The sequence below is a fragment of the Serratia sp. CY33525 genome, from assembly GCF_052169115.1.
Classification (GTDB): domain Bacteria; phylum Pseudomonadota; class Gammaproteobacteria; order Enterobacterales; family Enterobacteriaceae; genus Serratia; species Serratia sarumanii.
In genome coordinates this window covers 231,736-251,637 of record NZ_JBJNLK010000006.1, presented here as the reverse complement: position 1 = coordinate 251,637, position 19,902 = coordinate 231,736, and the positions used below count along the sequence as shown (strand labels likewise).

General features: G+C 59.5%; 21 protein-coding genes. 10 read left to right on the top strand and 11 right to left on the bottom strand.

What is annotated here, in order from left to right:
* Window positions 1-62: 62 nt before the first annotated feature.
* From pstS to ACJ8IM_RS16825, 8 genes are all read left to right on the top strand, one after another.
* Window positions 63-1,103: a phosphate ABC transporter substrate-binding protein PstS gene (gene pstS, locus ACJ8IM_RS16860; RefSeq protein WP_033636519.1), complete on the top strand. Its 1,041-nt coding sequence runs from the start codon at window positions 63-65 to the stop codon at window positions 1,101-1,103.
* Between the two features lie 91 nt (window positions 1,104-1,194).
* The gene (pstC, locus tag ACJ8IM_RS16855) at window positions 1,195-2,151 is read left to right on the top strand and encodes a phosphate ABC transporter permease PstC (protein WP_004933822.1); all 957 of its coding nucleotides are present in this window, start codon (window positions 1,195-1,197) and stop codon (window positions 2,149-2,151) included.
* A gap of 1 nt (window position 2,152) precedes the next feature.
* On the top strand, window positions 2,153-3,043 hold the full coding sequence (gene pstA / locus ACJ8IM_RS16850; RefSeq protein ID WP_033636520.1) for a phosphate ABC transporter permease PstA: 891 nt from the start codon (window positions 2,153-2,155) through the stop codon (window positions 3,041-3,043).
* Window positions 3,044-3,097: 54 nt separating this feature from the next.
* Window positions 3,098-3,868: a phosphate ABC transporter ATP-binding protein PstB gene (pstB, locus tag ACJ8IM_RS16845; protein ID WP_016929614.1), complete on the top strand. Its 771-nt coding sequence runs from the start codon at window positions 3,098-3,100 to the stop codon at window positions 3,866-3,868.
* Between the two features lie 11 nt (window positions 3,869-3,879).
* Window positions 3,880-4,614, top strand: coding sequence for a phosphate signaling complex protein PhoU (gene phoU / locus ACJ8IM_RS16840; RefSeq protein WP_033636521.1), 735 nt, complete (start codon window positions 3,880-3,882; stop codon window positions 4,612-4,614).
* Window positions 4,615-4,782: 168 nt separating this feature from the next.
* Window positions 4,783-5,622, top strand: coding sequence for an ABC transporter substrate-binding protein (locus tag ACJ8IM_RS16835; RefSeq protein WP_101455708.1), 840 nt, complete (start codon window positions 4,783-4,785; stop codon window positions 5,620-5,622).
* An 81-nt stretch (window positions 5,623-5,703) separates the two neighbouring features.
* Window positions 5,704-6,417, top strand: coding sequence for an amino acid ABC transporter permease (locus tag ACJ8IM_RS16830; protein ID WP_025304748.1), 714 nt, complete (start codon window positions 5,704-5,706; stop codon window positions 6,415-6,417).
* Between the two features lies 1 nt (window position 6,418).
* Window positions 6,419-7,159, top strand: a complete 741-nt coding sequence (locus tag ACJ8IM_RS16825) for an amino acid ABC transporter permease (protein WP_101455709.1) — start codon at window positions 6,419-6,421, stop codon at window positions 7,157-7,159.
* Here the strand turns inward: ACJ8IM_RS16825 and yieH are convergent.
* Window positions 7,156-7,824: a 6-phosphogluconate phosphatase gene (yieH, locus tag ACJ8IM_RS16820; protein ID WP_060431119.1), complete on the bottom strand. Its 669-nt coding sequence runs from the start codon at window positions 7,822-7,824 to the stop codon at window positions 7,156-7,158. The genes ACJ8IM_RS16825 and yieH overlap by 4 nt on opposite strands.
* A 46-nt stretch (window positions 7,825-7,870) precedes the next feature.
* Window positions 7,871-8,275, bottom strand: coding sequence for an NUDIX hydrolase (locus tag ACJ8IM_RS16815; protein WP_033653947.1), 405 nt, complete (start codon window positions 8,273-8,275; stop codon window positions 7,871-7,873).
* A 233-nt stretch (window positions 8,276-8,508) separates the two neighbouring features.
* Here ACJ8IM_RS16815 and ACJ8IM_RS16810 point away from each other — a divergent pair, with 233 nt between their 5' ends.
* On the top strand, window positions 8,509-9,846 hold the full coding sequence (locus ACJ8IM_RS16810) for an NCS2 family permease (RefSeq protein WP_033636524.1): 1,338 nt from the start codon (window positions 8,509-8,511) through the stop codon (window positions 9,844-9,846).
* Between the two features lie 35 nt (window positions 9,847-9,881).
* Here the strand turns inward: ACJ8IM_RS16810 and ACJ8IM_RS16805 are convergent, their stop codons facing one another.
* The 9 genes from ACJ8IM_RS16805 to rpmH form a co-directional block, all read right to left on the bottom strand.
* Complete coding sequence (locus ACJ8IM_RS16805; RefSeq protein ID WP_033649559.1) at window positions 9,882-10,934, bottom strand: hypothetical protein; 1,053 nt, start codon at window positions 10,932-10,934, stop codon at window positions 9,882-9,884.
* Window positions 10,935-11,011: 77 nt separating this feature from the next.
* Window positions 11,012-11,578 (bottom strand): NADPH-dependent FMN reductase, encoded by a 567-nt coding sequence (locus ACJ8IM_RS16800; RefSeq protein ID WP_025304752.1) that lies wholly within the window; start codon window positions 11,576-11,578, stop codon window positions 11,012-11,014.
* A gap of 161 nt (window positions 11,579-11,739) precedes the next feature.
* The gene (locus ACJ8IM_RS16795) at window positions 11,740-12,465 is read right to left on the bottom strand and encodes a 4'-phosphopantetheinyl transferase family protein (protein ID WP_033653948.1); all 726 of its coding nucleotides are present in this window, start codon (window positions 12,463-12,465) and stop codon (window positions 11,740-11,742) included.
* A 95-nt stretch (window positions 12,466-12,560) separates the two neighbouring features.
* The gene (locus tag ACJ8IM_RS16790; RefSeq protein ID WP_033649556.1) at window positions 12,561-13,874 is read right to left on the bottom strand and encodes a lysine N(6)-hydroxylase/L-ornithine N(5)-oxygenase family protein; all 1,314 of its coding nucleotides are present in this window, start codon (window positions 13,872-13,874) and stop codon (window positions 12,561-12,563) included.
* Window positions 13,875-13,981: 107 nt separating this feature from the next.
* Complete coding sequence (gene mnmE / locus ACJ8IM_RS16785) at window positions 13,982-15,346, bottom strand: tRNA uridine-5-carboxymethylaminomethyl(34) synthesis GTPase MnmE (RefSeq protein ID WP_016929602.1); 1,365 nt, start codon at window positions 15,344-15,346, stop codon at window positions 13,982-13,984.
* 96 nt (window positions 15,347-15,442) lie between these two features.
* Window positions 15,443-17,080 (bottom strand): membrane protein insertase YidC, encoded by a 1,638-nt coding sequence (yidC, locus tag ACJ8IM_RS16780; RefSeq protein ID WP_033653949.1) that lies wholly within the window; start codon window positions 17,078-17,080, stop codon window positions 15,443-15,445.
* Window positions 17,081-17,082: 2 nt separating this feature from the next.
* On the bottom strand, window positions 17,083-17,340 hold the full coding sequence (gene yidD, locus ACJ8IM_RS16775) for a membrane protein insertion efficiency factor YidD (protein ID WP_004933881.1): 258 nt from the start codon (window positions 17,338-17,340) through the stop codon (window positions 17,083-17,085).
* The gene (gene rnpA / locus ACJ8IM_RS16770; RefSeq protein WP_004933883.1) at window positions 17,304-17,663 is read right to left on the bottom strand and encodes a ribonuclease P protein component; all 360 of its coding nucleotides are present in this window, start codon (window positions 17,661-17,663) and stop codon (window positions 17,304-17,306) included. Before rnpA ends, yidD begins: the two co-directional genes overlap by 37 nt.
* A gap of 17 nt (window positions 17,664-17,680) precedes the next feature.
* Complete coding sequence (gene rpmH / locus ACJ8IM_RS16765; RefSeq protein ID WP_000831330.1) at window positions 17,681-17,821, bottom strand: 50S ribosomal protein L34; 141 nt, start codon at window positions 17,819-17,821, stop codon at window positions 17,681-17,683.
* 682 nt (window positions 17,822-18,503) lie between these two features.
* On the opposite strand from rpmH, the gene dnaA reads away from it, so the two are divergent.
* Window positions 18,504-19,898 carry a chromosomal replication initiator protein DnaA gene (gene dnaA, locus ACJ8IM_RS16760; RefSeq protein ID WP_049235245.1) on the top strand — a complete coding sequence of 465 codons (1,395 nt, stop codon included), beginning with the start codon at window positions 18,504-18,506 and terminating at the stop codon, window positions 19,896-19,898.
* Window positions 19,899-19,902 lie beyond the last annotated feature (4 nt).

The window sequence follows — 19,902 nt, the reverse complement described above, 5'->3', positions numbered from 1 at the left end:
GCAATACTTACTCTGATTAAAACGACTCGAAGTCGATTTTAAATATCCCATTAGGAGGGATTATGAAACTGATGCGTACCACCGTCGCCAGTATTGTGGCAGCGACCTTCTCCCTGACCACCGTGTCCGCGTTCGCTGCTGCCAGCCTGACCGGTGCAGGTGCGACATTCCCCGCTCCGGTTTACGCCAAGTGGGCAGATTCTTATCAGAAAGAAACCGGCAACAAAGTTAACTATCAGGGCATCGGCTCCTCTGGCGGCGTGAAGCAAATCGTGGCCAACACCGTTGACTTTGGCGCCTCCGACGCCCCGCTGTCTGACGACAAACTGGCGGCCGACGGCCTGTTCCAGTTCCCGACCGTGATCGGCGGCGTGGTGCTGGCCGTGAATATCCCGGGCATCAAATCCGGCGAACTGACGCTGGACGGCAAAACCCTGGGCGATATCTACCTGGGCAACGTCAAAAAATGGAACGACCCGGCAATCACCAAGCTGAACCCAGGCGTGAAACTGCCTGACCAGAACATCGCCGTGGTGCGCCGCGCCGACGGTTCCGGCACCTCGTTCGTGTTCACCAGCTACCTGTCCAAGGCCAATGCGCAGTGGAAAGAGAAGATCGGCGCCGGTTCTACCGTTAACTGGCCGACCGGTCTGGGCGGTAAAGGCAACGACGGCATCGCCGCCTTCGTTCAGCGTCTGCCTGGCTCTATCGGCTACGTAGAATACGCTTACGCCAAGCAGAACAACCTGGCTTACACCAAGCTGGTATCCGCCGACGGTAAACCGGTCAGCCCGACCGAAGAGAGCTTCAGCAACGCGGCCAAGGGCGTGGATTGGAGCAAGACCTTCGCTCAGGATCTGACTGACCAGAAAGGCGACAACGTGTGGCCGATTACATCCACCACCTTCATCCTGGTGCACAAAGAGCAGAAAAACCCTGCTCAGGGCGCCGAAGTGCTGAAGTTCTTTGACTGGGCTTACAAAACCGGTGCCAAGCAGGCTAACGAGCTGGATTACGCCACCCTGCCGGCAGAAGTGGTTGAGCAGGTGCGCGCGGCCTGGAAAACCAACGTAAAAGACAGTTCAGGCAAAGCGCTGTACTAACAACGCAGGGGCGCGGGTTCGCCGCGCCCCACACAGTTCTTCAGGCTCCGATCCCGGTTGGGGCTGCCAGGGTTCAAACAGAGAGTAATCTATGGCTGAGTACAAGCCGACCATCAAAGCACCGGGCAAAAACGGTGACATCATTTTCAGCGCGCTGGTGAGACTGGCTGCGCTGATTACCCTATTGTTGCTGGGCGGCATCATTGTTTCGCTGATCTTCGCCTCCTGGCCAAGCATGCAGAAATTCGGCTTCGCCTTCCTGTGGACCAAAGAGTGGGACGCGCCGGCGGAGCAGTTCGGCGCGCTGGTGCCGATCTACGGCACCGTGGTCACCTCGCTTATCGCGCTGATCATCGCCGTGCCGGTGAGCTTCGGCATCGCGCTGTTTCTGACCGAGCTGGCGCCGAACTGGCTGAAGCGGCCGCTGGGCATCGCCATTGAGCTGTTGGCGGCCATCCCCAGCATCGTTTACGGCATGTGGGGCCTGTTCGTGTTCGCGCCGCTGTTCGCCGAATACTTCCAGACGCCGGTCGGCGAAGTGCTGTCGGGCATTCCGATCGTCGGCGAGCTGTTCTCCGGCCCGGCCTTCGGCATCGGCATTCTGGCCGCCGGGGTGATCCTGGCGATCATGATCATTCCTTACATCGCGGCAGTCATGCGCGACGTGTTCGAACAGACCCCGGTGATGATGAAAGAGTCGGCCTACGGCATCGGCTGCACCACCTGGGAAGTCATCTGGCGCATCGTGCTGCCGTTCACCAAAAACGGCGTCATCGGCGGCGTGATGTTGGGCCTGGGCCGTGCGCTGGGGGAAACCATGGCGGTGACCTTTATCATCGGCAACACCTACCAGCTCGACAGCGCTTCGCTGTACATGCCGGGCAACAGCATCACCTCGGCGCTGGCCAACGAATTCGCCGAAGCCGAGTCCGGCGTGCACACCGCCGCGTTGATGGAGCTGGGCCTGATTCTGTTTGTTATCACCTTTATCGTGCTGGCGCTGTCGAAACTGATGATCATGCGTCTGGCCAAGAATGAGGGGCGTTAACATGGCGACGATGGATATGCAAAACGCAGTCGTTCTGGCGGAAAGCCGCCGCAAAATGCAGGCCTGGCGCCGGCAGAAAAACCGTCTCGCGCTGTTCCTGTCGATGGCGACCATGGTGTTCGGGCTGTTCTGGCTGATCTGGATCCTGATCGCCACCGTGACCAAAGGCTTCGACGGCATGTCGCTGGCGCTGTTCACTGAAATGACCCCGCCGCCGAACACCGCGGGCGGCGGTCTGGCCAACGCCATCGCCGGCAGCGGCCTGTTGATCCTGTGGGCGACCATCTTCGGCACGCCGCTGGGCATCATGGCCGGCATCTACCTGGCGGAATACGGCCGTAAATCCTGGCTGGCGGAAGTGATCCGCTTTATCAACGACATCCTGCTGTCCGCACCGTCGATCGTGGTGGGCCTGTTCGTTTACACCATCGTGGTGGCGAAGATGGAACACTTTTCCGGCTGGGCCGGCATCGTCGCGCTGGCGCTGCTGCAGGTGCCGATCGTCATTCGCACCACCGAGAACATGCTGAAGCTGGTGCCGGATACGCTGCGCGAGGCCGCTTATGCGCTGGGCACGCCGAAATGGCGCATGATTTCCGCCATCACGCTGAAGGCGTCGGTGTCCGGCATCATCACCGGCGTGCTGCTGGCGATTGCGCGCATCGCGGGGGAAACGGCGCCGCTGCTGTTCACCTCGCTGTCGAACCAGTTCTGGAGCACCGACCTGATGCAGCCGATCGCCAACCTGCCGGTGACCATCTTCAAATTCGCCATGAGCCCGTTCGCCGAATGGCAACAGCTGGCCTGGGCCGGGGTGCTGTTGATCACCCTGTGCGTACTGTTACTGAATATCCTGGCGCGCGTGATTTTCGCCAAGAAAAAGCATTCATAAAATTTTGAGCGCCGCTCTGGCGGCGCTGATGAAAAGAGAGAAGTCTTGATGAGTATGGTTACTGACGCTTCCAGCAGCAAAATTCAGGTACGCGATCTGAACTTCTACTACGGCAAATTCCATGCGCTGAAGAACATCACGCTGGATATCGCCAAGAACAAGGTCACCGCGTTTATCGGCCCGTCCGGCTGCGGCAAATCCACCCTGCTGCGCACCTTCAACAAGATGTACCAGCTGTACCCGGAACAGCGTGCGGAAGGCGGCATCCTGCTGGACGGCCAGAACATCCTGACCGACAACTCGGATATCGCGCTGCTGCGCGCCAAGGTCGGCATGGTGTTCCAGAAGCCGACGCCGTTCCCGATGTCGATTTACGACAACATCGCCTTCGGCGTTCGCCTGTTTGAAAAGCTGTCGCGCGCCGATATGGACGAGCGCGTGCAGTGGGCGCTGACCAAGGCGGCGCTGTGGAACGAAACCAAGGACAAGCTGCACCAGAGCGGCTACAGCCTTTCCGGCGGCCAGCAGCAGCGCCTGTGCATCGCCCGCGGCATCGCCATTCGTCCGGAAGTGCTGTTGCTGGATGAGCCTTGCTCGGCGCTGGATCCGATCTCCACCGGCAAGATTGAAGAGCTGATCAGCGAGCTGAAGGCCGATTACACCGTGGTGATCGTAACCCACAATATGCAGCAGGCGGCGCGCTGCTCCGACTCCACCGCATTTATGTACCTGGGCGAGCTGATCGAGTTCAGTGATACTGATAACCTGTTCACTGCGCCGCAGAAAAAGCAGACTGAAGACTACATCACTGGCCGTTATGGTTGATAGGAAGCATCATGGATAACCTGAATTTAAACAAACACATTTCCGGCCAGTTCAACGCAGAGCTTGAGCATATCCGCACCCAGGTGCTGACCATGGGCGGGCTGGTGGAGCAGCAGCTGACCGATGCCATCACCGCGATGCACAATCAGGATGGCGAGCTGGCCAAGCGAGTTATCGAAGGCGACGCCAAGGTCAACATGATGGAAGTGGCGATCGACGAAGCCTGCGTGCGCATCATCGCCAAGCGCCAGCCGACCGCCAGCGATCTGCGCCTGGTGATGGCGATCATCAAAACCATTTCCGAGCTGGAGCGCATCGGCGACGTGGCGGACAAAATCTGCCGCACCGCGCTGGAGAAGTTCTCGCACCAGCACCAGCCGCTTCTGGTCAGCCTGGAATCGCTGGGGCGCCACACCGTGCAAATGCTGCACGACGTGCTGGACGCCTTCGCGCGCATGGATCTGGACGAGGCGATCCGTATTTACCGCGAAGATAAAAAGGTCGACCAGGAATACGAAGGCATCGTGCGTCAGCTGATGACCTATATGATGGAAGACTCACGCACCATTCCGAGCGTGCTGACCGCGCTGTTCTGCGCCCGTTCTATCGAGCGCATCGGCGACCGCTGCCAGAACATCTGCGAATTTATCTTCTATTTCGTCAAAGGACAGGATTTCCGTCATTTGGGCGGCGACGCCCTGGAAAAGCTGCTCTCCCCGGGCGGTAAAGACGACAAAGCCGACTGACCCTTTCCGGGTAATATCCTTCAAAGGCGCGGTTTCCCGCGCCTTTATTCCATCTTAAGTTCTTAAAGATAAAAAGGTTATAAATATAGCTTTTTATATTATTTCCTGACCTATGTGGCGCTTGCTAGCTTATCCGCCAGCAGGACATCAACCACTTAGGAGCTCTCTATGAAACATCGCGCTTTGGCCTTAACGTTGTTAGCCAGTCTGACCGGCCTCGCCGCCGGCGCCGCGCACGCGGACAAACTTGACGATATCAAGCAAGCCGGCGTGGTGCGTATCGCGGTGTTCGACAGCAACCCGCCGTTCGGCTACATCGATCCGCAGAGCAAGAAGCTGGTGGGCTACGATGTGGACGTCGCCGATGCGATCGGCAAAGCGCTGGGGGTAAAAGTGGAGCTGCGCGCCACCAACCCGGCCAACCGCATTCCGCTGCTGGTGTCGAAGAAGGTTGACCTGATTGCCGCCAACTTCACCATTACCGACGAGCGCGTCAAGGAAGTGAACTTCAGCGTGCCGTACTTCGCCACCGGCCAGAAATTCATCGCCCGCAAAGGCGTGCTGAAAACCCCGGAAGACATCAAAAAGCTGCGCATCGGCGCGGACAAGGGCACGGTGCAGGAAATCACTCTGCGCGAGCGTTTCCCGACGGCGAAAGTGATCTCCTACGATGACACCCCGCTGGCGTTTGTGGCGCTGCGCAACGGCAACGTGCAGGCGATCACCCAGGACGACGCCAAGCTGGTTGGCCTGCTCGGCAACCTGCCGGCGGCGCAGAAGGCGGAGTTTGAAATTTCGCCGTTCAGCCTGACCAAAGAGTATCAGGGCGTCGGCATTCCCAAGGGCGAAGATCGCCTGACCGCCGCGGTGAACGAGACGCTGATCAAGCTGGAAAAAGACGGCGAAGCGGTTAAGATTTACGATCGCTGGTTCGGGCCGGAAACCCAATCCGCCCAACCGCGCGGCGATTTCAAAATCGCGCCTTTGGATCAGCAACCGAAAGCCTGATTTAACCGCTCGCGGTGAGATCGGCACGGAGGGGCGCAGCTTGCTGCGCCCCTGATGCATTCTGCAAGACAAGGATTGAACATGAACCTGGACTGGCTGCTGGCGCCGCAATACCTGAGCTGGCTGTGGCACGGTTTTCTGCTGACGCTGTGGCTTTCCGCCTGCGCGGGCCTGGCGGCCACGCTGCTGGGCTTCGTGCTGGCGGCGATGCGCGACAGCAGCCTGCGGCCGTTGCGCTGGCTGGCGATGGGCTACAGCTCGCTGTTTCGCAATACGCCGCTGCTGGTGCAGCTGTTCTTCTGGTACTTCGCCGCCGGGCAGATCCTGCCGTCCGCCGCCATGCAGTGGCTGAACAGCTCACATCAGGTCGGCCCGCTGGAATGGCCGTCGTTCGAGTTTCTCGCCGGTTTCTTCGGCCTGACGCTCTACTCCACCGCCTTTATCGCCGAAGAGATCCGTTCCGGCATTCGCGGCGTCGCCGGCGGGCAGAAATATGCCGCTCAGGCGCTGGGGCTGACCGGCTGGCAGGCGATGCGCTATGTGGTGCTGCCGCAGGCGTTGAAAATCGCGCTGCCGCCGCTGCTGGGGCAATACATGAACGTGATCAAAAACTCGTCGCTGACCATGGCGATCGGCGTGGCCGAACTCTCTTACGCCTCGCGTCAGGTCGAAACCGAAACCCTGCGCACCTTCCAGGCGTTCGGCGTGGCGACGGTGCTGTATATCGCCATCATCGCGCTGCTGGAAGGCTGGGGCATGTGGCGCCAACAGCGTAAACCGCTGGGAGGGCATTGAGATGGATTTCAGCGTAATTCACGATAACCTGGGCTACCTGCTGTGGGGCACCTGGCCGGATGGTCCATTAGGCGGCGCGGCGCTGACGTTGGCGATCAGCCTGATGGCCGGCGTCACCTCGGCGGCGCTCGGCACCTTGCTCGGCGTGGCGTTGGCGATGTCGCGCGGCGTCGCTGCCGGATTGCTGGCGGCGGTGCTGGGCTTTTTCCGCGCCATACCGGTCATCATGCTGATCTTCTGGACCTATTTCCTGCTGCCGATGGTGTTTGGCGTCGAGATCCCGGAAATCACCACCGTGGTGTGCGCGCTGGCGCTGATCGCTTCGGCCTATCTGGCCCATGCGGTGAAGGCCGGCATCGCCGCGATCGGCCCCGGCCAGTGGCAGGCCGGGCTTTCCCTGGGGCTGACCCGCTGGCAGACGCTGCGCATGATCGTGCTGCCGCAGGCGCTGCGCATGATGGTGCCGTCGTTCATCAACCAGTGGATATCCCTGATCAAAGACACCTCGCTGGCTTATATCGTCGGCGTTGGCGAACTGACCTTCCTGGCGACCCAGGTCAACAACCGCAGCATGGTCTATCCGATGGAAGTGTTCCTGTTCGTGGCGCTGGTCTATTTCGTGTTCTGCCTGGCGCTCGATCTGCTGGCCAACGCGGTCAACCGCCGCTTCGGCGCGCAAACCCGCGCGCTGAAGCGGTCGTGGCGCTGGTGGCGCAACAAGCCGCCGTTGCCGGCCAGTTAATCGGCCGTCAGCCGCCAGCCGCGTTCGCGCCACAGCGCGGGCAGCTGGGCCAGGTCGTTAAACGTCGTCACCAGCGGGTGGTCGATCGGCGGGTTATGCGGATCGGCGCAGAAGTAAAAGACCGGGATGCCGGCGGCTATACCAGCCTGCGCGCCGGCAGGCGAGTCATCCACCAGGATGCAGCGCGTTACCGGCACCTGCATCTGTTCGGCGGCGTGAAACACGATCGCCGGATCCGGCTTCCAGCGCTGAATGTCATAGCCGCTGAACAACCGGTCATCAAAATAAGGCAGCATGCCGGTCAGGCCGAGCGAGTGCTGCATCTTGCTGACCGGTCCGTTGGAGACGGTGCAGACAGGCACCGTCACCTGCGCCAGCAGCTCGCGGGCGCCGGCAATCTGTTGCAGTTCGCTGTCGAACAGCCGCGCCACTTCCTGGCGATACAGCGGCTCCAGCGCCTCTTTTGCCAGGTCAGTGCCCTGCTCGGCGTTGACCCGATCGATGATCTCGTACAGCTTCACCCCTTTGTATTTCTTGAACACCTCTTCCAGCGACAGATGAATGCCGTAGCGGGCGAACATGTGCACATAGGCTTTGCTGCACAGCACTTCGCTGTCCACCAGCGTGCCGTCGCAGTCGAACAAAATGCAGTCAATCTGATTCATGCGGGACAGGTTCCTTCGGTTTAACGGCGCGGAGGCCGCTCAGCGATCACTTGATCAGGTTACGCGCCTTGAGATCGTGCAAAATCAGCGCGGCGACGTGTGAGCAGTGCGGTAAATCGCGGCTGTCGCACCACCTCAGCTCGGCGATTTCGGCGGCCGGCTGCAGCTGCCCGGTAACGTCGGCCTGATAGCAGCGAATGCGCACCTGGGTGCCGTCCTGCTTGCCGTCCGCCGGGCCGGCGAACTCGCCGTAAAACGCGATGGAGCTCGGCTGCAGCGCGACGGTCAGCTCTTCGTCGATTTCGCGGCACAGCGCCTGTTCGTCGGTTTCGCCCGCTTCGCGCTTTCCGCCCGGCATATAAAACAGCGTCTTATTGTGTGAACGCACCAGCGCCACTTTGTCATCTTTCAGCGCGATCAACGCGAGCTTATCGATAAAGGTTGAAGACATGCGGATTCCTGTTTTTCGCGGGTAGGGTAAGAGATGCGATAGGTCATTTTATCGGCCGTGTCGGTAAACGGCAACGCAGCGGACGGCAACGCGGGATGAAAGCCTGTAAATACAAGCCGTTGACGCGTTTAGCCGTAAAGACGGCGAAAAAAACCTGTGACCGGCGTCAAAAGCCCCACTTTTTGTTATAGGATAGCCGGCGACTGTCCATTCCCATTTTCGGAATTCTGATAATGACCAAACCAGTATCTGGCCTTGACGCTGAGCAAGGCTTGCTTGGGCGCGTGTTTAAACTCAAGCAACATGGCACGACGGCGCGTACGGAAACGATTGCCGGTATCACCACCTTCCTTACCATGGTGTATATCGTGTTCGTTAACCCGCAAATTTTGGGCGCGGCGGGCATGGATACCCAGGCGGTATTTGTCACCACCTGTTTGATCGCCGCTTTCGGCAGCATCTTTATGGGCCTGCTGGCGAACCTGCCGGTGGCGCTGGCGCCGGCGATGGGCCTGAACGCCTTCTTCGCCTTCGTGGTGGTCGGGGCGATGGGCATCTCCTGGCAGGTGGGCATGGGCGCCATCTTCTGGGGAGCGGTCGGCCTGCTGCTGCTGACCATTTTCCGCATCCGCTACTGGATGATCGCCAACATTCCGGTCAGCCTGCGGGTCGGCATCACCAGCGGCATCGGCCTGTTCATCGGCATGATGGGGCTGAAAAACGCTGGCATCGTGGTGGCCAACCCGGACACGCTGGTGACCATCGGCAGCCTGACCTCGCACAATGTGCTGCTGGGCGCGCTCGGCTTCTTCATCATCGCCGTGCTCTCTTCACGTAACTTCCACGCGGCGGTGCTGGTGTCGATCGTGGTCACCACCCTGATCGGCTGGATGCTGGGCGACGTGAAATACGGCGGCCTGTTCTCCCTGCCGCCGAGCATCACCTCGGTGGTGGGCCAGGTCGACGTGGCCGGCGCGCTGAACATCGGGCTGGCCGGGATCATCTTCTCGTTTATGCTGGTGAACCTGTTTGACTCTTCGGGCACCTTGATCGGCGTCACCGATAAAGCCGGCCTGACCGACAACCAGGGCAAGTTCCCGCGCATGAAGCAGGCGCTGTACGTCGACAGCATCAGCTCGGTGGCCGGTTCGCTGGCGGGCACCTCTTCCGTGACCGCTTACATCGAAAGTTCGTCCGGCGTCGCCGTCGGCGGCCGCACCGGTTTGACGGCGGTGGTCACCGGCCTGCTGTTCCTGCTGGTGATCTTCCTGTCGCCGCTGGCGGGCATGGTGCCGGCTTACGCCGCCGCCGGCGCGCTGATCTACGTCGGCGTGCTGATGACCTCCAGCCTGGCGCGGGTGAAGTGGGACGATCTAACCGAAGCGGTACCGGCGTTTGTCACCGCGGTGATGATGCCGTTCAGCTTCTCGATCACCGAAGGCATCGCGCTCGGCTTTATCTCCTACTGCGTGATGAAGCTCGGCACCGGCCGCTGGCGTGAAATCAGCCCGTGCGTGGTGGTGGTGGCGCTGCTGTTCGTGCTGAAGATCGTCTTCGTCGACGGCCATTGACCGCCAAAGGGCCGACGCCTGTCGGCCCTGAACCCCTAGGCGCCCGGCGTCGCATCCGGCGCCTTACCCAACACCCACTGCAACGGCCGCTTGAAGCGCGCCTGCCAACTGCCGGCGGCATCCTCTCCCTGGGCGAAGTGCAGCGTTTCTACCTGATTATCCTCTCCGAACAGATTGGCGAAGTGCAACGCCAGCGCCTGCTCGCTGAAATTCTGCCGATCGTAATACGCCATCACGATTTTCTTTTGCGCCGCCAGCGACTGCTGGGCCGGCTTGATCTCGCCGTTGGGGGCGATCAGCAGCGCGCCGGCGTAAAACTGCGGGTACTTCGCGATCAGGTTGGCGGCGTGCAGCGCGCCCTGGCCGCGGGCGCTGAGGTAAATCCGCCGGGGATTCAGCTTTAGCTGCGGAGCCAGCTGTTGCAGCGTACGCTGAATGGCGGTTTGGGTGCTCTCGTCGCTGTAATTCGACCAGCGGAAACTGTTTTCCGACAGCATCTGCGTGCCGTTGAGCTCGATGTAGGCCACGCCCATTTCGCCGAACAGCAGCCGTTCTTCGGGGCTGATGGCGGCGGCTTTGCCGTAGGTATGCAGGAAGATCACCGTTGGCCAGCCTTCGGGCGGCGCTTCGCCGTCCGGCATCGCGTAGCTGGCCTTGCCTTCATAGTGGCGCGCGTGCTGCAGATAGCGCGCTTTGGTGGCGGCCAGGATCGATTGGTAGGTGGCGGAGTGCTGGATGCTGTTGAAGGCGTCGTCCTCCAGCAGGTTGTAGTAGTACCACAGGCCGCGGTCGGCGCTCAGCTGCAGGTAGCGCTCCGCCAGCTCGGTTTGCCCTTTCTCCGCCGATGACACCGCCAGCTGGTAGGGCGCCCAGACGTTGCGGCCGTCTTCGCGCATCAGCGTCAGGTACAGCGACATGGCGCCCAGCTTTTTATCTTCCTGGTTTTGCGCGGATCGCGACAGCTGGGCGTTGAGCGCGCTGTGTGCCGGCAGCTCCAGCGGCTCTTCACCGGCGGGATAACGCATCTCTGCCGCGAAAGCGGGACTGGTGATGGAAACAAAAAATAACGCTAAAATGAAAAAATACATGATGCTATGGCTTTAATTTTCAATGAATTGATGGACTTCATGTCCTGTTGCGGCGCCTAAGGGGCGCCGCGAGACCTTCACTCCACGCGGCGAATAAAATCGCTGAACGCAGACAGCTGGCCGGTCAGAAAATCCAGCGTTCCCTGATCGCTCAGTTCACCGGCCTGTTCGTCGACCTTGCTCTGGATCACGCCGCCCATAAACTCAGGCTTGTTCATTACCATCGCATCGAGGAACACCAGGATCTGGCGCAGATGGTATTGGCAGCGCGCGCCGCCGATCGGCCCCATCGAGCTGGTCTGAATGGCGACCGGCTTGCCGGCCAGCGGCTGATTCGGCAAGCGAGACAGCCAGTCGATGGCGTTCTTCAACCCGCCGGGCACGGAATAGTTATATTCAGGGGTGACGATGATCACGCCGTCGGCCTGGCGGATCTGTTCGGCGATCGCCTCGACCGCGGCAGGGAAGCCTTCACCCTGTTGCATGTCGGCGTCGTACAGCGGGATATCGCGGATGGAGGGCAGCGCTTCAATGGTGACGCCCTGTGGAGCCAGGCCTGGCAGGGCGCGGGCCACCATGGCGTTGTAGGAGCCTTTGCGCAGGCTGCCGAGTAGAGTGACGATTTTTAAGGCTTGGTCTGACATGGTGATTCTCCCTTTCGAATGAGCAGATTCAGCGTACAACATGGGCGAATAGTAGGCTAAAGCGCTGGTCGAGAATAGGCGATTGCTCAACATTTAGCTGTCTTTACAATTTAATCCAGCAACTCGTGCGGTAAAGACAGCGTTATCCGCTTTGCGCCGCGTTAACCGGGCGTCTTCAGGCCCGTCAGTTTAACGAAGCGTGAGGACGCCGCCGGGCTGCGCGGCGAGATTTCCCCGTCTTTCTGCAGGCCGCCGCGCTCTTCGTAGCGCCAGCACAGCAGGCGATCCAGGCCGGGGCTGCCGGCGCAGGCCCAGCTCAGGTATTCGTCGGCGTCGCTCATCACCTGAACGTCCGGCGTGGCGCTGGAGCGCAGGTGGCCGGAGAAGGGATGCAGACGCAGCGTAGACTGGCCGCTGTTGCCGAGGCCGGAAATTTTCAGCACGCTTTGCCGAATGCTCCACAGCTGAGTCTCCGCCTCCAGCCGATCGTCCTGCGCGCTGATCCAGGCACTTTCCGCCGGCGTCTGATGCGCGTGTTGCAGCGCGCTTTGCCGGGTGCCGCGCGCCCGCATCACTTCGATATCCAACCCGACTTTGCCCTCGTCGCTGAGCAGCACGCCCACGGTGTTGCTGGCGTAAGCGAGGCTGAAATCGGGCAGCTGATGATCGGCGAAACAGGGGCGGCCGGTCGGCGTGGTGGCGATGGGGGGCAGCGTCGGCAGGCCGTACAGGTAGAACATCATTTCGGCGAGCAGAATGCGCCCTTGCAGGAAGCGCGTGCGGCGTTTAACGGAAAAGGTGCGAGTGGCGGCTATCACTTCGTCGGCGAGTCTCTGGGTATCCAGGACGGCGGAGGCCGGGGTCCATCGGGCAAAATGACACGCCATTGTTCGCTCCATGACAGAGGGTCGCTAAGAACGCAGGGGTGTTAGATTAAGACTAAGTTGAGGATTTATCATCAAAAAACGCTATGCGGATTATCCTATTTATCAGCGGTGGTAGAGATATCGCCCGGCGCGGCATCGCTCCACCATTGGATCATTGATGCGTTCGGTGCCAAATCAAAGCACGGCTTACCCAGCAAGTGATTGAGGATGCGGGCTGAACGCCAGGCCATCAGGCTCAGTCCGCCTTCTGCGCTGCCGTGGCTGTGTATTCCGGCATTAACCGCATAAATTCGATTTTGCTCCGGCCCGAGCCAGTCCAGATTAAAATTCGGCAGTAGCGGCAGATGCTGTTCCGCATCGAGAGGAATGCGCGGCAGCAAGGGTTTCAGGTAAGCGGGCAGCGAAGCGCGATAGCCGGTGGCCAGAATGACGATATCGGCCCTGAAACTTTCTTGGCGATTTTCCAGGCCGTGAAGCGTGCGCAGATGAAAAGCTTCACCCATTGATTCGATGGCCAGTAGGGTGCGATGAGGCAGTAAACGCACATTGCGCGTCTGGCGCATCACGTCAAAACGCATATATAGCTCACGGTACAGGGTTCGCAGCGTATGATTGCTGATGCCGTCTGCCGGCAATTTCTGTGTTTTGATTTCACGCTCGCGGATTTCTGACGGCAGTGTATAGAAATAGTCGACGTATTCGGGAGTGAAATATTCGTTGGTGAAGGGGGACTCATCCAGCGGCTGAAAATTGGGACGGCGCGAGAGCCAGTCCAGCTGCGCCGGTTCGCCCCAGTGCCCCTGCAATGCGTTCAAAAACACATCGGCACCGCTTTGGCCGCCGCCCACCACCATAACTCGCTTGCCGCTGAAGTCCGGATTGCGCAGGGCTATTTCGGCGGCATGCATGCAGTTTTCGCCCAGCGCCGGGTAAAACGCTTTCGGTAACCAAGGGTTATGGCCGGTGCCCAGACAGATATTTTTCGCCCACAGCGTCTGATTATGGGTGGTTACCTTGAACAAACTCTTTTCATCGTCAAAATCAATGCGCTCTACGGACTGTGAAAACTGTAGCCCGTCTAATCTTTCGCAGGCCCAGCGTAGATAGTCGGAAAATTCTTCTCGGCTGATAATTTGCTGCTCGGTGATTAAAAACCGATAAATTTTTTTCTGTTCTACCAAGTAATTAATAAATGAAAATTGGCTGCGTGGGCTGACGGCGGTAACCAAATCCTGCAGCACATATGTCTGCATATAAGCGGAAGGCAGCAGCATGCCGGGGTGCCAGCGGAAGCTCGCGTTACGATCGAGAAAGGTATAGTTGACGGCGCCGCTTTCGGCGGCCAGAGCGGCCAGACTGAGATTGAAAGGCCCCAATCCCACGCCAATCAAGTCTAAAGGTTCGTTCATTTAAGCTTATCTCTCACGCGGAAAAATTGATGAGATAAGCTTAGGTGAGTTTTGGCGCCGGAGACGTAAAATGCGGGCGCCGAAGAGGATATGGCGCCCGCAGGCGATTATTTGCCGATGCAGAAGCTGGAGAAGATGCGGCCCAGCAGATCGTCTGAGGTGAATTCGCCGGTGATTTCGCTCAAGGCCAGCTGCGCCTGGCGCAGTTCCTCGGCCAGCAGCTCGCCCGCGTAAGCGCTCACTAACTGTTCTTTGCCTTGCACCAGGTGCTGTGCCGCCAGCTCCAGCGCCTGCAGGTGACGACGGCGCGCCAGGAAGCCGCCTTCCATGTTGCTGGTGAAGCCCATGCTCTGTTTCAGATGATCGCGCAGCACATCGACGCCTTCGCCGGTGCGGGCCGACAGGCGAATAAGTGAGTGGTTGTTCACTTCCGTCAGACCCAGCGTTTCACCGGTGATGTCGGCCTTGTTGCGCACCACGGTGATCGGCAGCGTGCCCGGCAGGCGCGCCATAAACTCCGGCCAGATCTCCGCCGGCTCGGTGGCGGCGGTGGTGGTGCCGTCGACCATAAATAGCACTCTGTCGGCCTGTTCAATCTCGTTCCACGCACGTTCGATGCCGATGCGCTCCACTTCGTCGCTGGCGTCGCGCAGGCCGGCGGTGTCGATGATGTGCAGCGGCATGCCGTCGATATGGATATGTTCGCGCAGGACGTCGCGGGTGGTGCCGGCGATATCGGTGACGATCGCCGCCTCGCGTCCGGCCAACGCATTGAGCAGGCTGGATTTACCGGCGTTGGGGCGCCCGGCGATCACTACCTTCATCCCTTCGCGCAGCAGACTGCCCTGGCGCGCTTCGCCGCGCACGCTATCCAGATCCGCCATCACGTCGTTGAGTTGTGCTTCGATTTTACCGTCGGACAGGAAGTCGATTTCCTCGTCCGGGAAGTCGATCGCCGCTTCCACATAGATTCGCAGGTGAGTGAGCGCTTCCACGAGCTGGTGGATACGGGTGGAAAATGCCCCCTGCAGCGAGTTCATGGCCGAACGCGCCGCCTGCTCGGAGCTGGCATCGATCAGATCGGCGATCGCTTCGGCCTGCGCCAAATCGAGCTTGTCGTTGAGAAACGCGCGTTCGGAGAACTCGCCGGGCCGGGCGATGCGCACATCGGGCAGCGCCAGCACGCGCTTGAGCAACAGATCGAGGATCACCGGCCCGCCGTGGCCCTGCAGCTCCAGCACGTCTTCGCCGGTAAAGGAGTTCGGCCCCGGGAACCACAGCGCGATGCCCTGATCGAGGGTGGCACCCGTGGCGTCGCGGAACGGCAGATAGTCAGCGTAGCGCGGCTTCGGCAGCTTGCCGAGCAACGCCTGGGCGACGTCTTTGGCCTTGCTTCCGGAAATGCGCAGAATGCCGACGCCGCCGCGTCCCGGCGGGGTGGCTTGGGCTACGATGGTATCGGTGGTGCTCATAACGGTTCTCTCTGACGATTAAGATGCAAAAAGGCGGTCTAATGACCGCCTTTGGTGTGACTGCAAGGGTCGGCGTGCCGAACCCCTACAATACGCTTAGCTTTTTTTCTTGTCGCGGCTGTGCAGGCCGCGTTTTTCCAGACCACGGTAAATCAGCTGCTGCTGCAGGATGGTCACCAGGTTACTGACGATGTAGTACAGCACCAGACCGGACGGGAACCACAGGAAGAACACTGTGAAGATCACCGGCATGAAGGTCATGATTTTCTGCTGCATCGGGTCAGTCACGGTGGTCGGCGACATCTTTTGAATGAAGAACATCGTCACGCCCATCAGGATTGGCAGGATGTAGTACGGGTCTTGCGCCGACAGGTCATGGATCCACAGGGCGAACGGCGCGTGGCGCAGCTCGACCGAACCCATCAGCATATAGTACAGCGCCAGGAAGATCGGCATCTGAATGATCAGCGGCAGGCAGCCGCCGAGCGGGTTCACTTTCTCCGCCTTGTACAGCGCCATCATCTCTTGGCTCATGCGCTGCTTGTCATCGCCGATGCGCTCGCGCATCGCCTGCAGCTTCGGCTGCAGCATGCGCATTTTCGCCATCGAGGTGTACTGCGCCTTGGTCAGCGGGTACATGATGCCGCGCACGATGAAGGTGATGATGATGATGGAGAAGCCCCAGTTACCGATAAAGCCGTGGATGAACTTCAGCAGTTTGAACAGCGGCTGGGAGATGAACCACAGCCAGCCGTAATCCACGGTCAGGTCCAGGTGCGGCGCCAGCTGGGCCATCTGATCCTGCAGCTCCGGGCCGACCCACAGGGTCGCGTTCAGCTGCTGCTGAGCGCCCGGCTGCACCACGACCGGCGTAGATTTGAAGCCGATGGTGGACAGGTCGTCGCCCGGTTTGGCGGTGTAGAAGGTGTTGTCACCTTTGGTCGCCGGTACCCACGCGGTGGCGAAGTACTGTTGCAGCATGGCGACCCAACCGTCTTTGGTGGTGACGCTCAGGTTTTCATCTTTGTCGAACGCGTATTTTTGGTACTTGTCCTCGCTGGACGAGTACGCCGCGCCGCGGAAGGTGTGCAGCGCGAAGTTGCTGCTGCCGGTGTCGCGGTGTTTAGGCAATTCGGTGGTTTGCTTCAGCTGGCCGAACAGGGTCAGCTCCAGCGGCGTCGCGCCTTTGTTGTCGATGCTGTAATCCACGCCGACCGCATAGTGGTTGCGTTTGAGCACGAACGTCTTGGTGTAGACTGCACCGTCTTTATCGGTGTAGGTCAGCGGGATGCGCAGCTCGTCCTGGCCTTCCGGCAGGGTGTAGCTGTCTTGCGCCGCCTGATACAGCGGGCGTTCGCCGTTGGCCGGGTTGTCCGGGCCGTTTTTACCGGTCAGGCCGCTTTGCGCCTGATAGACGAACGACGGAGTGGTTTCCAGCAGTTGGAACGGAGTCGATGAACCCAGAGTATCCGGGTAGGCCAACAGTTTAGCCTGCTCGATATCGCCACCACGGGTGTTGATGGTCAGTGACAGCACGTCGGTGTTCACGGTAATCAGCTTACCCTGACCACTGGCTGGCACGGCCTGGCTGGCGGCATCACCGGCTACTGCGTTCGAAGTCTGTTGCGTGGTCTGTGCGGCCGGCTGCGGAGCGTTGTCCGTTTGCCATGCCTGCCAGATCATGAAAGACACGAACAGCAGAGCGATGAGGAGAAGATTGCGTTGCGAATCCATCGTTAGTGTTCTCTGTTATCGTCGGTTTTTGGCGGCACCGGATCATCGCCACCTGGGTTCAAAGGGTGGCATTTTAATACGCGTTTCAATGCTAACCAACTGCCTTTTATCATGCCAAACCTGCTTAATGCCTCAATTGCGTAATGAGAGCATGTCGGCTGGAAGCGACAACGAGGCCCTAGCAGCGGACTGATGACGAGCTGATAGGCCCGCACCAGCCCGATCAGGATGCGGGAGCCTGGCGACAGTGGCGACGCCATAATTTATCCAAAGCTTCCGTCAGCGCGCGGTTATCCAAATCCGCTATCCCCTTTTTGGCCACCACGACAAAATCCATCGCCGGTAATTCGTGCTGGCGCAGGCGGAAGCTTTCGCGGGTTAGGCGTTTGATCCGATTACGCTCGTGCGCGCGTTTGACGTGTTTTTTGGCGACGGTAAGACCGATGCGGGGATGCCCCAGCTGGTTCAGGCGGCCGAGGATGGTAATTTGCGGCGTGCCAGCCCGTTGTGGCTGCTGGAAGACGAAAGTGAAATGAGTGGGAGTTAACAAACGTAACTCCCTGGGAAAAGCGAGCTTAACCACTCAGCGGGTTAGCTTTATTACTTAGAAACAGTCAGACGAGCACGGCCTTTCGCACGACGGCGGGCCAGAACTTGACGACCATTTTTGGTGGCCATACGAGCACGGAAACCGTGGCTACGGTTGCGCTTCAATACGGACGGTTGGAAAGTGCGTTTCATAGCGATTTCTACCTAAACTTAAAATAATTACTGATCAGTAAACGCGTTTGGCTACTCGGCGTGAAGATGACCGACGCCTCAATCGCAATACATAAAGAAGCGGGATTGTAATAATTGTACAGTCCTGAGTCAATTCGCATCGCGCCAGCCTACCTGGTTGTCTGCCAATAACGGAACAAAATCCGGTCTTGGCCCGTGGTCACCGCAGAATCCTGTCTGGCTAATGACGCACCATAAGGAACCAGGTATCACACGTAGGGCGAAGATTATACGGACTCGGGGTGAAATCGCAAGGATCCCCGAGAGATCCTTTGCGCGCGATCGCAGGATCCGGCGTGGATAACAGGGTATAACCGGTTGACAATGTAAAAAATGCGGCGCAGCGGCCGGGATCTGCGCGGTCATCCGGCGCTGACGGTGAAAAGATCGCCGCCGGCCGCGGCCTGTGGATAAAATGGATCTAATCTGTGAGGAAGGGGAGGATCTCTTGCGCGGATTGCGCTATGATCCGTCATTCCGATCGCGATCCCTCATGCCAGGATCGTGAGGGACACAAACCGTGAAAGGCGGTTCGCATCCCCCACAGGCAAACCGCCGATGCCGGGTATGTGTCAAAAATCATGAGTTATAAAAAAGTTGCCCGTTTCTTTTCTTTATTGATCTTGTTCGAGTGGAGTCCGCCGTGTCACTTTCGCTTTGGCAGCAGTGTCTTGCCCGATTGCAGGATGAGTTACCTGCCACAGAATTTAGTATGTGGATACGCCCATTGCAGGCGGAACTGAGTGACAACACCCTGGCGCTGTATGCGCCTAACCGCTTTGTGCTGGATTGGGTTCGCGATAAGTACTTAAACAACATCAATGGTCTGCTGAATGATTTCTGCGGCACGGACGCGCCTTTGCTGCGTTTTGAAGTCGGCAGCAAGCCGATCGCGCAGGTGATCAGCCAGACCGTGACCGCCAGCGTCAGCAGCGCCCCTGCGGCCCCCGCGGCGCGCACGGCCGCGCCTTTGCGCCCGAGCTGGGACAACGCGGCGGCGCAACCCGAGCTCTCTTACCGCTCCAACGTCAACCCCAAACACACCTTCGACAACTTCGTCGAGGGTAAGTCCAACCAATTGGCGCGCGCGGCGGCTCGTCAGGTGGCGGACAACCCGGGCGGCGCCTATAACCCGCTGTTCCTGTATGGCGGCACCGGCCTGGGTAAAACCCACCTGCTGCACGCGGTCGGCAACGGCATCATGGCGCGCAAGGCCAACGCCAAAGTGGTCTACATGCACTCGGAACGCTTCGTGCAGGACATGGTCAAAGCGTTGCAGAACAACGCCATCGAAGAGTTTAAGCGTTACTACCGTTCGGTCGACGCCTTGCTGATCGATGACATCCAATTCTTCGCCAACAAGGAGCGTTCGCAGGAAGAGTTCTTCCATACCTTTAACGCTCTGTTGGAAGGCAATCAGCAGATCATCCTGACCTCGGATCGCTACCCTAAAGAGATCAACGGAGTGGAAGATCGTCTGAAGTCGCGCTTCGGCTGGGGGCTGACGGTGGCGATCGAGCCGCCGGAGCTGGAAACCCGCGTGGCGATCCTGATGAAAAAGGCCGACGAAAACGACATCCGCCTGCCGGGCGAAGTGGCGTTCTTCATCGCCAAGCGCCTGCGTTCCAACGTGCGTGAGCTCGAAGGGGCGCTGAACCGCGTGATCGCCAACGCCAACTTTACCGGCCGGGCCATCACCATCGATTTCGTGCGCGAAGCGCTGCGCGATCTGCTGGCGCTGCAGGAAAAGCTGGTCACCATCGACAATATCCAAAAGACGGTGGCGGAGTATTACAAGATTAAAGTCGCGGATTTGCTGTCCAAGCGGCGTTCGCGATCCGTTGCCCGCCCGCGCCAGATGGCGATGGCGTTGGCGAAGGAACTCACCAACCACAGCCTGCCGGAAATCGGCGATGCGTTTGGTGGCCGCGACCATACCACGGTGTTGCACGCCTGCCGGAAGATCGAGCAGCTGCGTGAGGAAAGTCACGACATCAAAGAAGATTTCTCCAATTTAATCAGAACATTATCTTCATAGCGCT

What these genes read in the sequence shown, in the direction of transcription:
- pstS (WP_033636519.1), top strand. Translation starts at nt 63, where the DNA reads ATGAAACTGATGCGTACCACCGTCGCCAGTATTGTGGCAGCGACCTTC.
- pstC (WP_004933822.1), top strand. Translation starts at nt 1,195, where the DNA reads ATGGCTGAGTACAAGCCGACCATCAAAGCACCGGGCAAAAACGGTGAC.
- pstA (WP_033636520.1), top strand. Translation starts at nt 2,153, where the DNA reads ATGGCGACGATGGATATGCAAAACGCAGTCGTTCTGGCGGAAAGCCGC.
- pstB (WP_016929614.1), top strand. Translation starts at nt 3,098, where the DNA reads ATGGTTACTGACGCTTCCAGCAGCAAAATTCAGGTACGCGATCTGAAC.
- phoU (WP_033636521.1), top strand. Translation starts at nt 3,880, where the DNA reads ATGGATAACCTGAATTTAAACAAACACATTTCCGGCCAGTTCAACGCA.
- ACJ8IM_RS16835 (WP_101455708.1), top strand. Translation starts at nt 4,783, where the DNA reads ATGAAACATCGCGCTTTGGCCTTAACGTTGTTAGCCAGTCTGACCGGC.
- ACJ8IM_RS16830 (WP_025304748.1), top strand. Translation starts at nt 5,704, where the DNA reads ATGAACCTGGACTGGCTGCTGGCGCCGCAATACCTGAGCTGGCTGTGG.
- ACJ8IM_RS16825 (WP_101455709.1), top strand. Translation starts at nt 6,419, where the DNA reads ATGGATTTCAGCGTAATTCACGATAACCTGGGCTACCTGCTGTGGGGC.
- yieH (WP_060431119.1), bottom strand. Translation starts at nt 7,824, where the DNA reads ATGAATCAGATTGACTGCATTTTGTTCGACTGCGACGGCACGCTGGTG.
- ACJ8IM_RS16815 (WP_033653947.1), bottom strand. Translation starts at nt 8,275, where the DNA reads ATGTCTTCAACCTTTATCGATAAGCTCGCGTTGATCGCGCTGAAAGAT.
- ACJ8IM_RS16810 (WP_033636524.1), top strand. Translation starts at nt 8,509, where the DNA reads ATGACCAAACCAGTATCTGGCCTTGACGCTGAGCAAGGCTTGCTTGGG.
- ACJ8IM_RS16805 (WP_033649559.1), bottom strand. Translation starts at nt 10,934, where the DNA reads ATGTATTTTTTCATTTTAGCGTTATTTTTTGTTTCCATCACCAGTCCC.
- ACJ8IM_RS16800 (WP_025304752.1), bottom strand. Translation starts at nt 11,578, where the DNA reads ATGTCAGACCAAGCCTTAAAAATCGTCACTCTACTCGGCAGCCTGCGC.
- ACJ8IM_RS16795 (WP_033653948.1), bottom strand. Translation starts at nt 12,465, where the DNA reads ATGGCGTGTCATTTTGCCCGATGGACCCCGGCCTCCGCCGTCCTGGAT.
- ACJ8IM_RS16790 (WP_033649556.1), bottom strand. Translation starts at nt 13,874, where the DNA reads ATGAACGAACCTTTAGACTTGATTGGCGTGGGATTGGGGCCTTTCAAT.
- mnmE (WP_016929602.1), bottom strand. Translation starts at nt 15,346, where the DNA reads ATGAGCACCACCGATACCATCGTAGCCCAAGCCACCCCGCCGGGACGC.
- yidC (WP_033653949.1), bottom strand. Translation starts at nt 17,080, where the DNA reads ATGGATTCGCAACGCAATCTTCTCCTCATCGCTCTGCTGTTCGTGTCT.
- yidD (WP_004933881.1), bottom strand. Translation starts at nt 17,340, where the DNA reads ATGGCGTCGCCACTGTCGCCAGGCTCCCGCATCCTGATCGGGCTGGTG.
- rpmH (WP_000831330.1), bottom strand. Translation starts at nt 17,821, where the DNA reads ATGAAACGCACTTTCCAACCGTCCGTATTGAAGCGCAACCGTAGCCAC.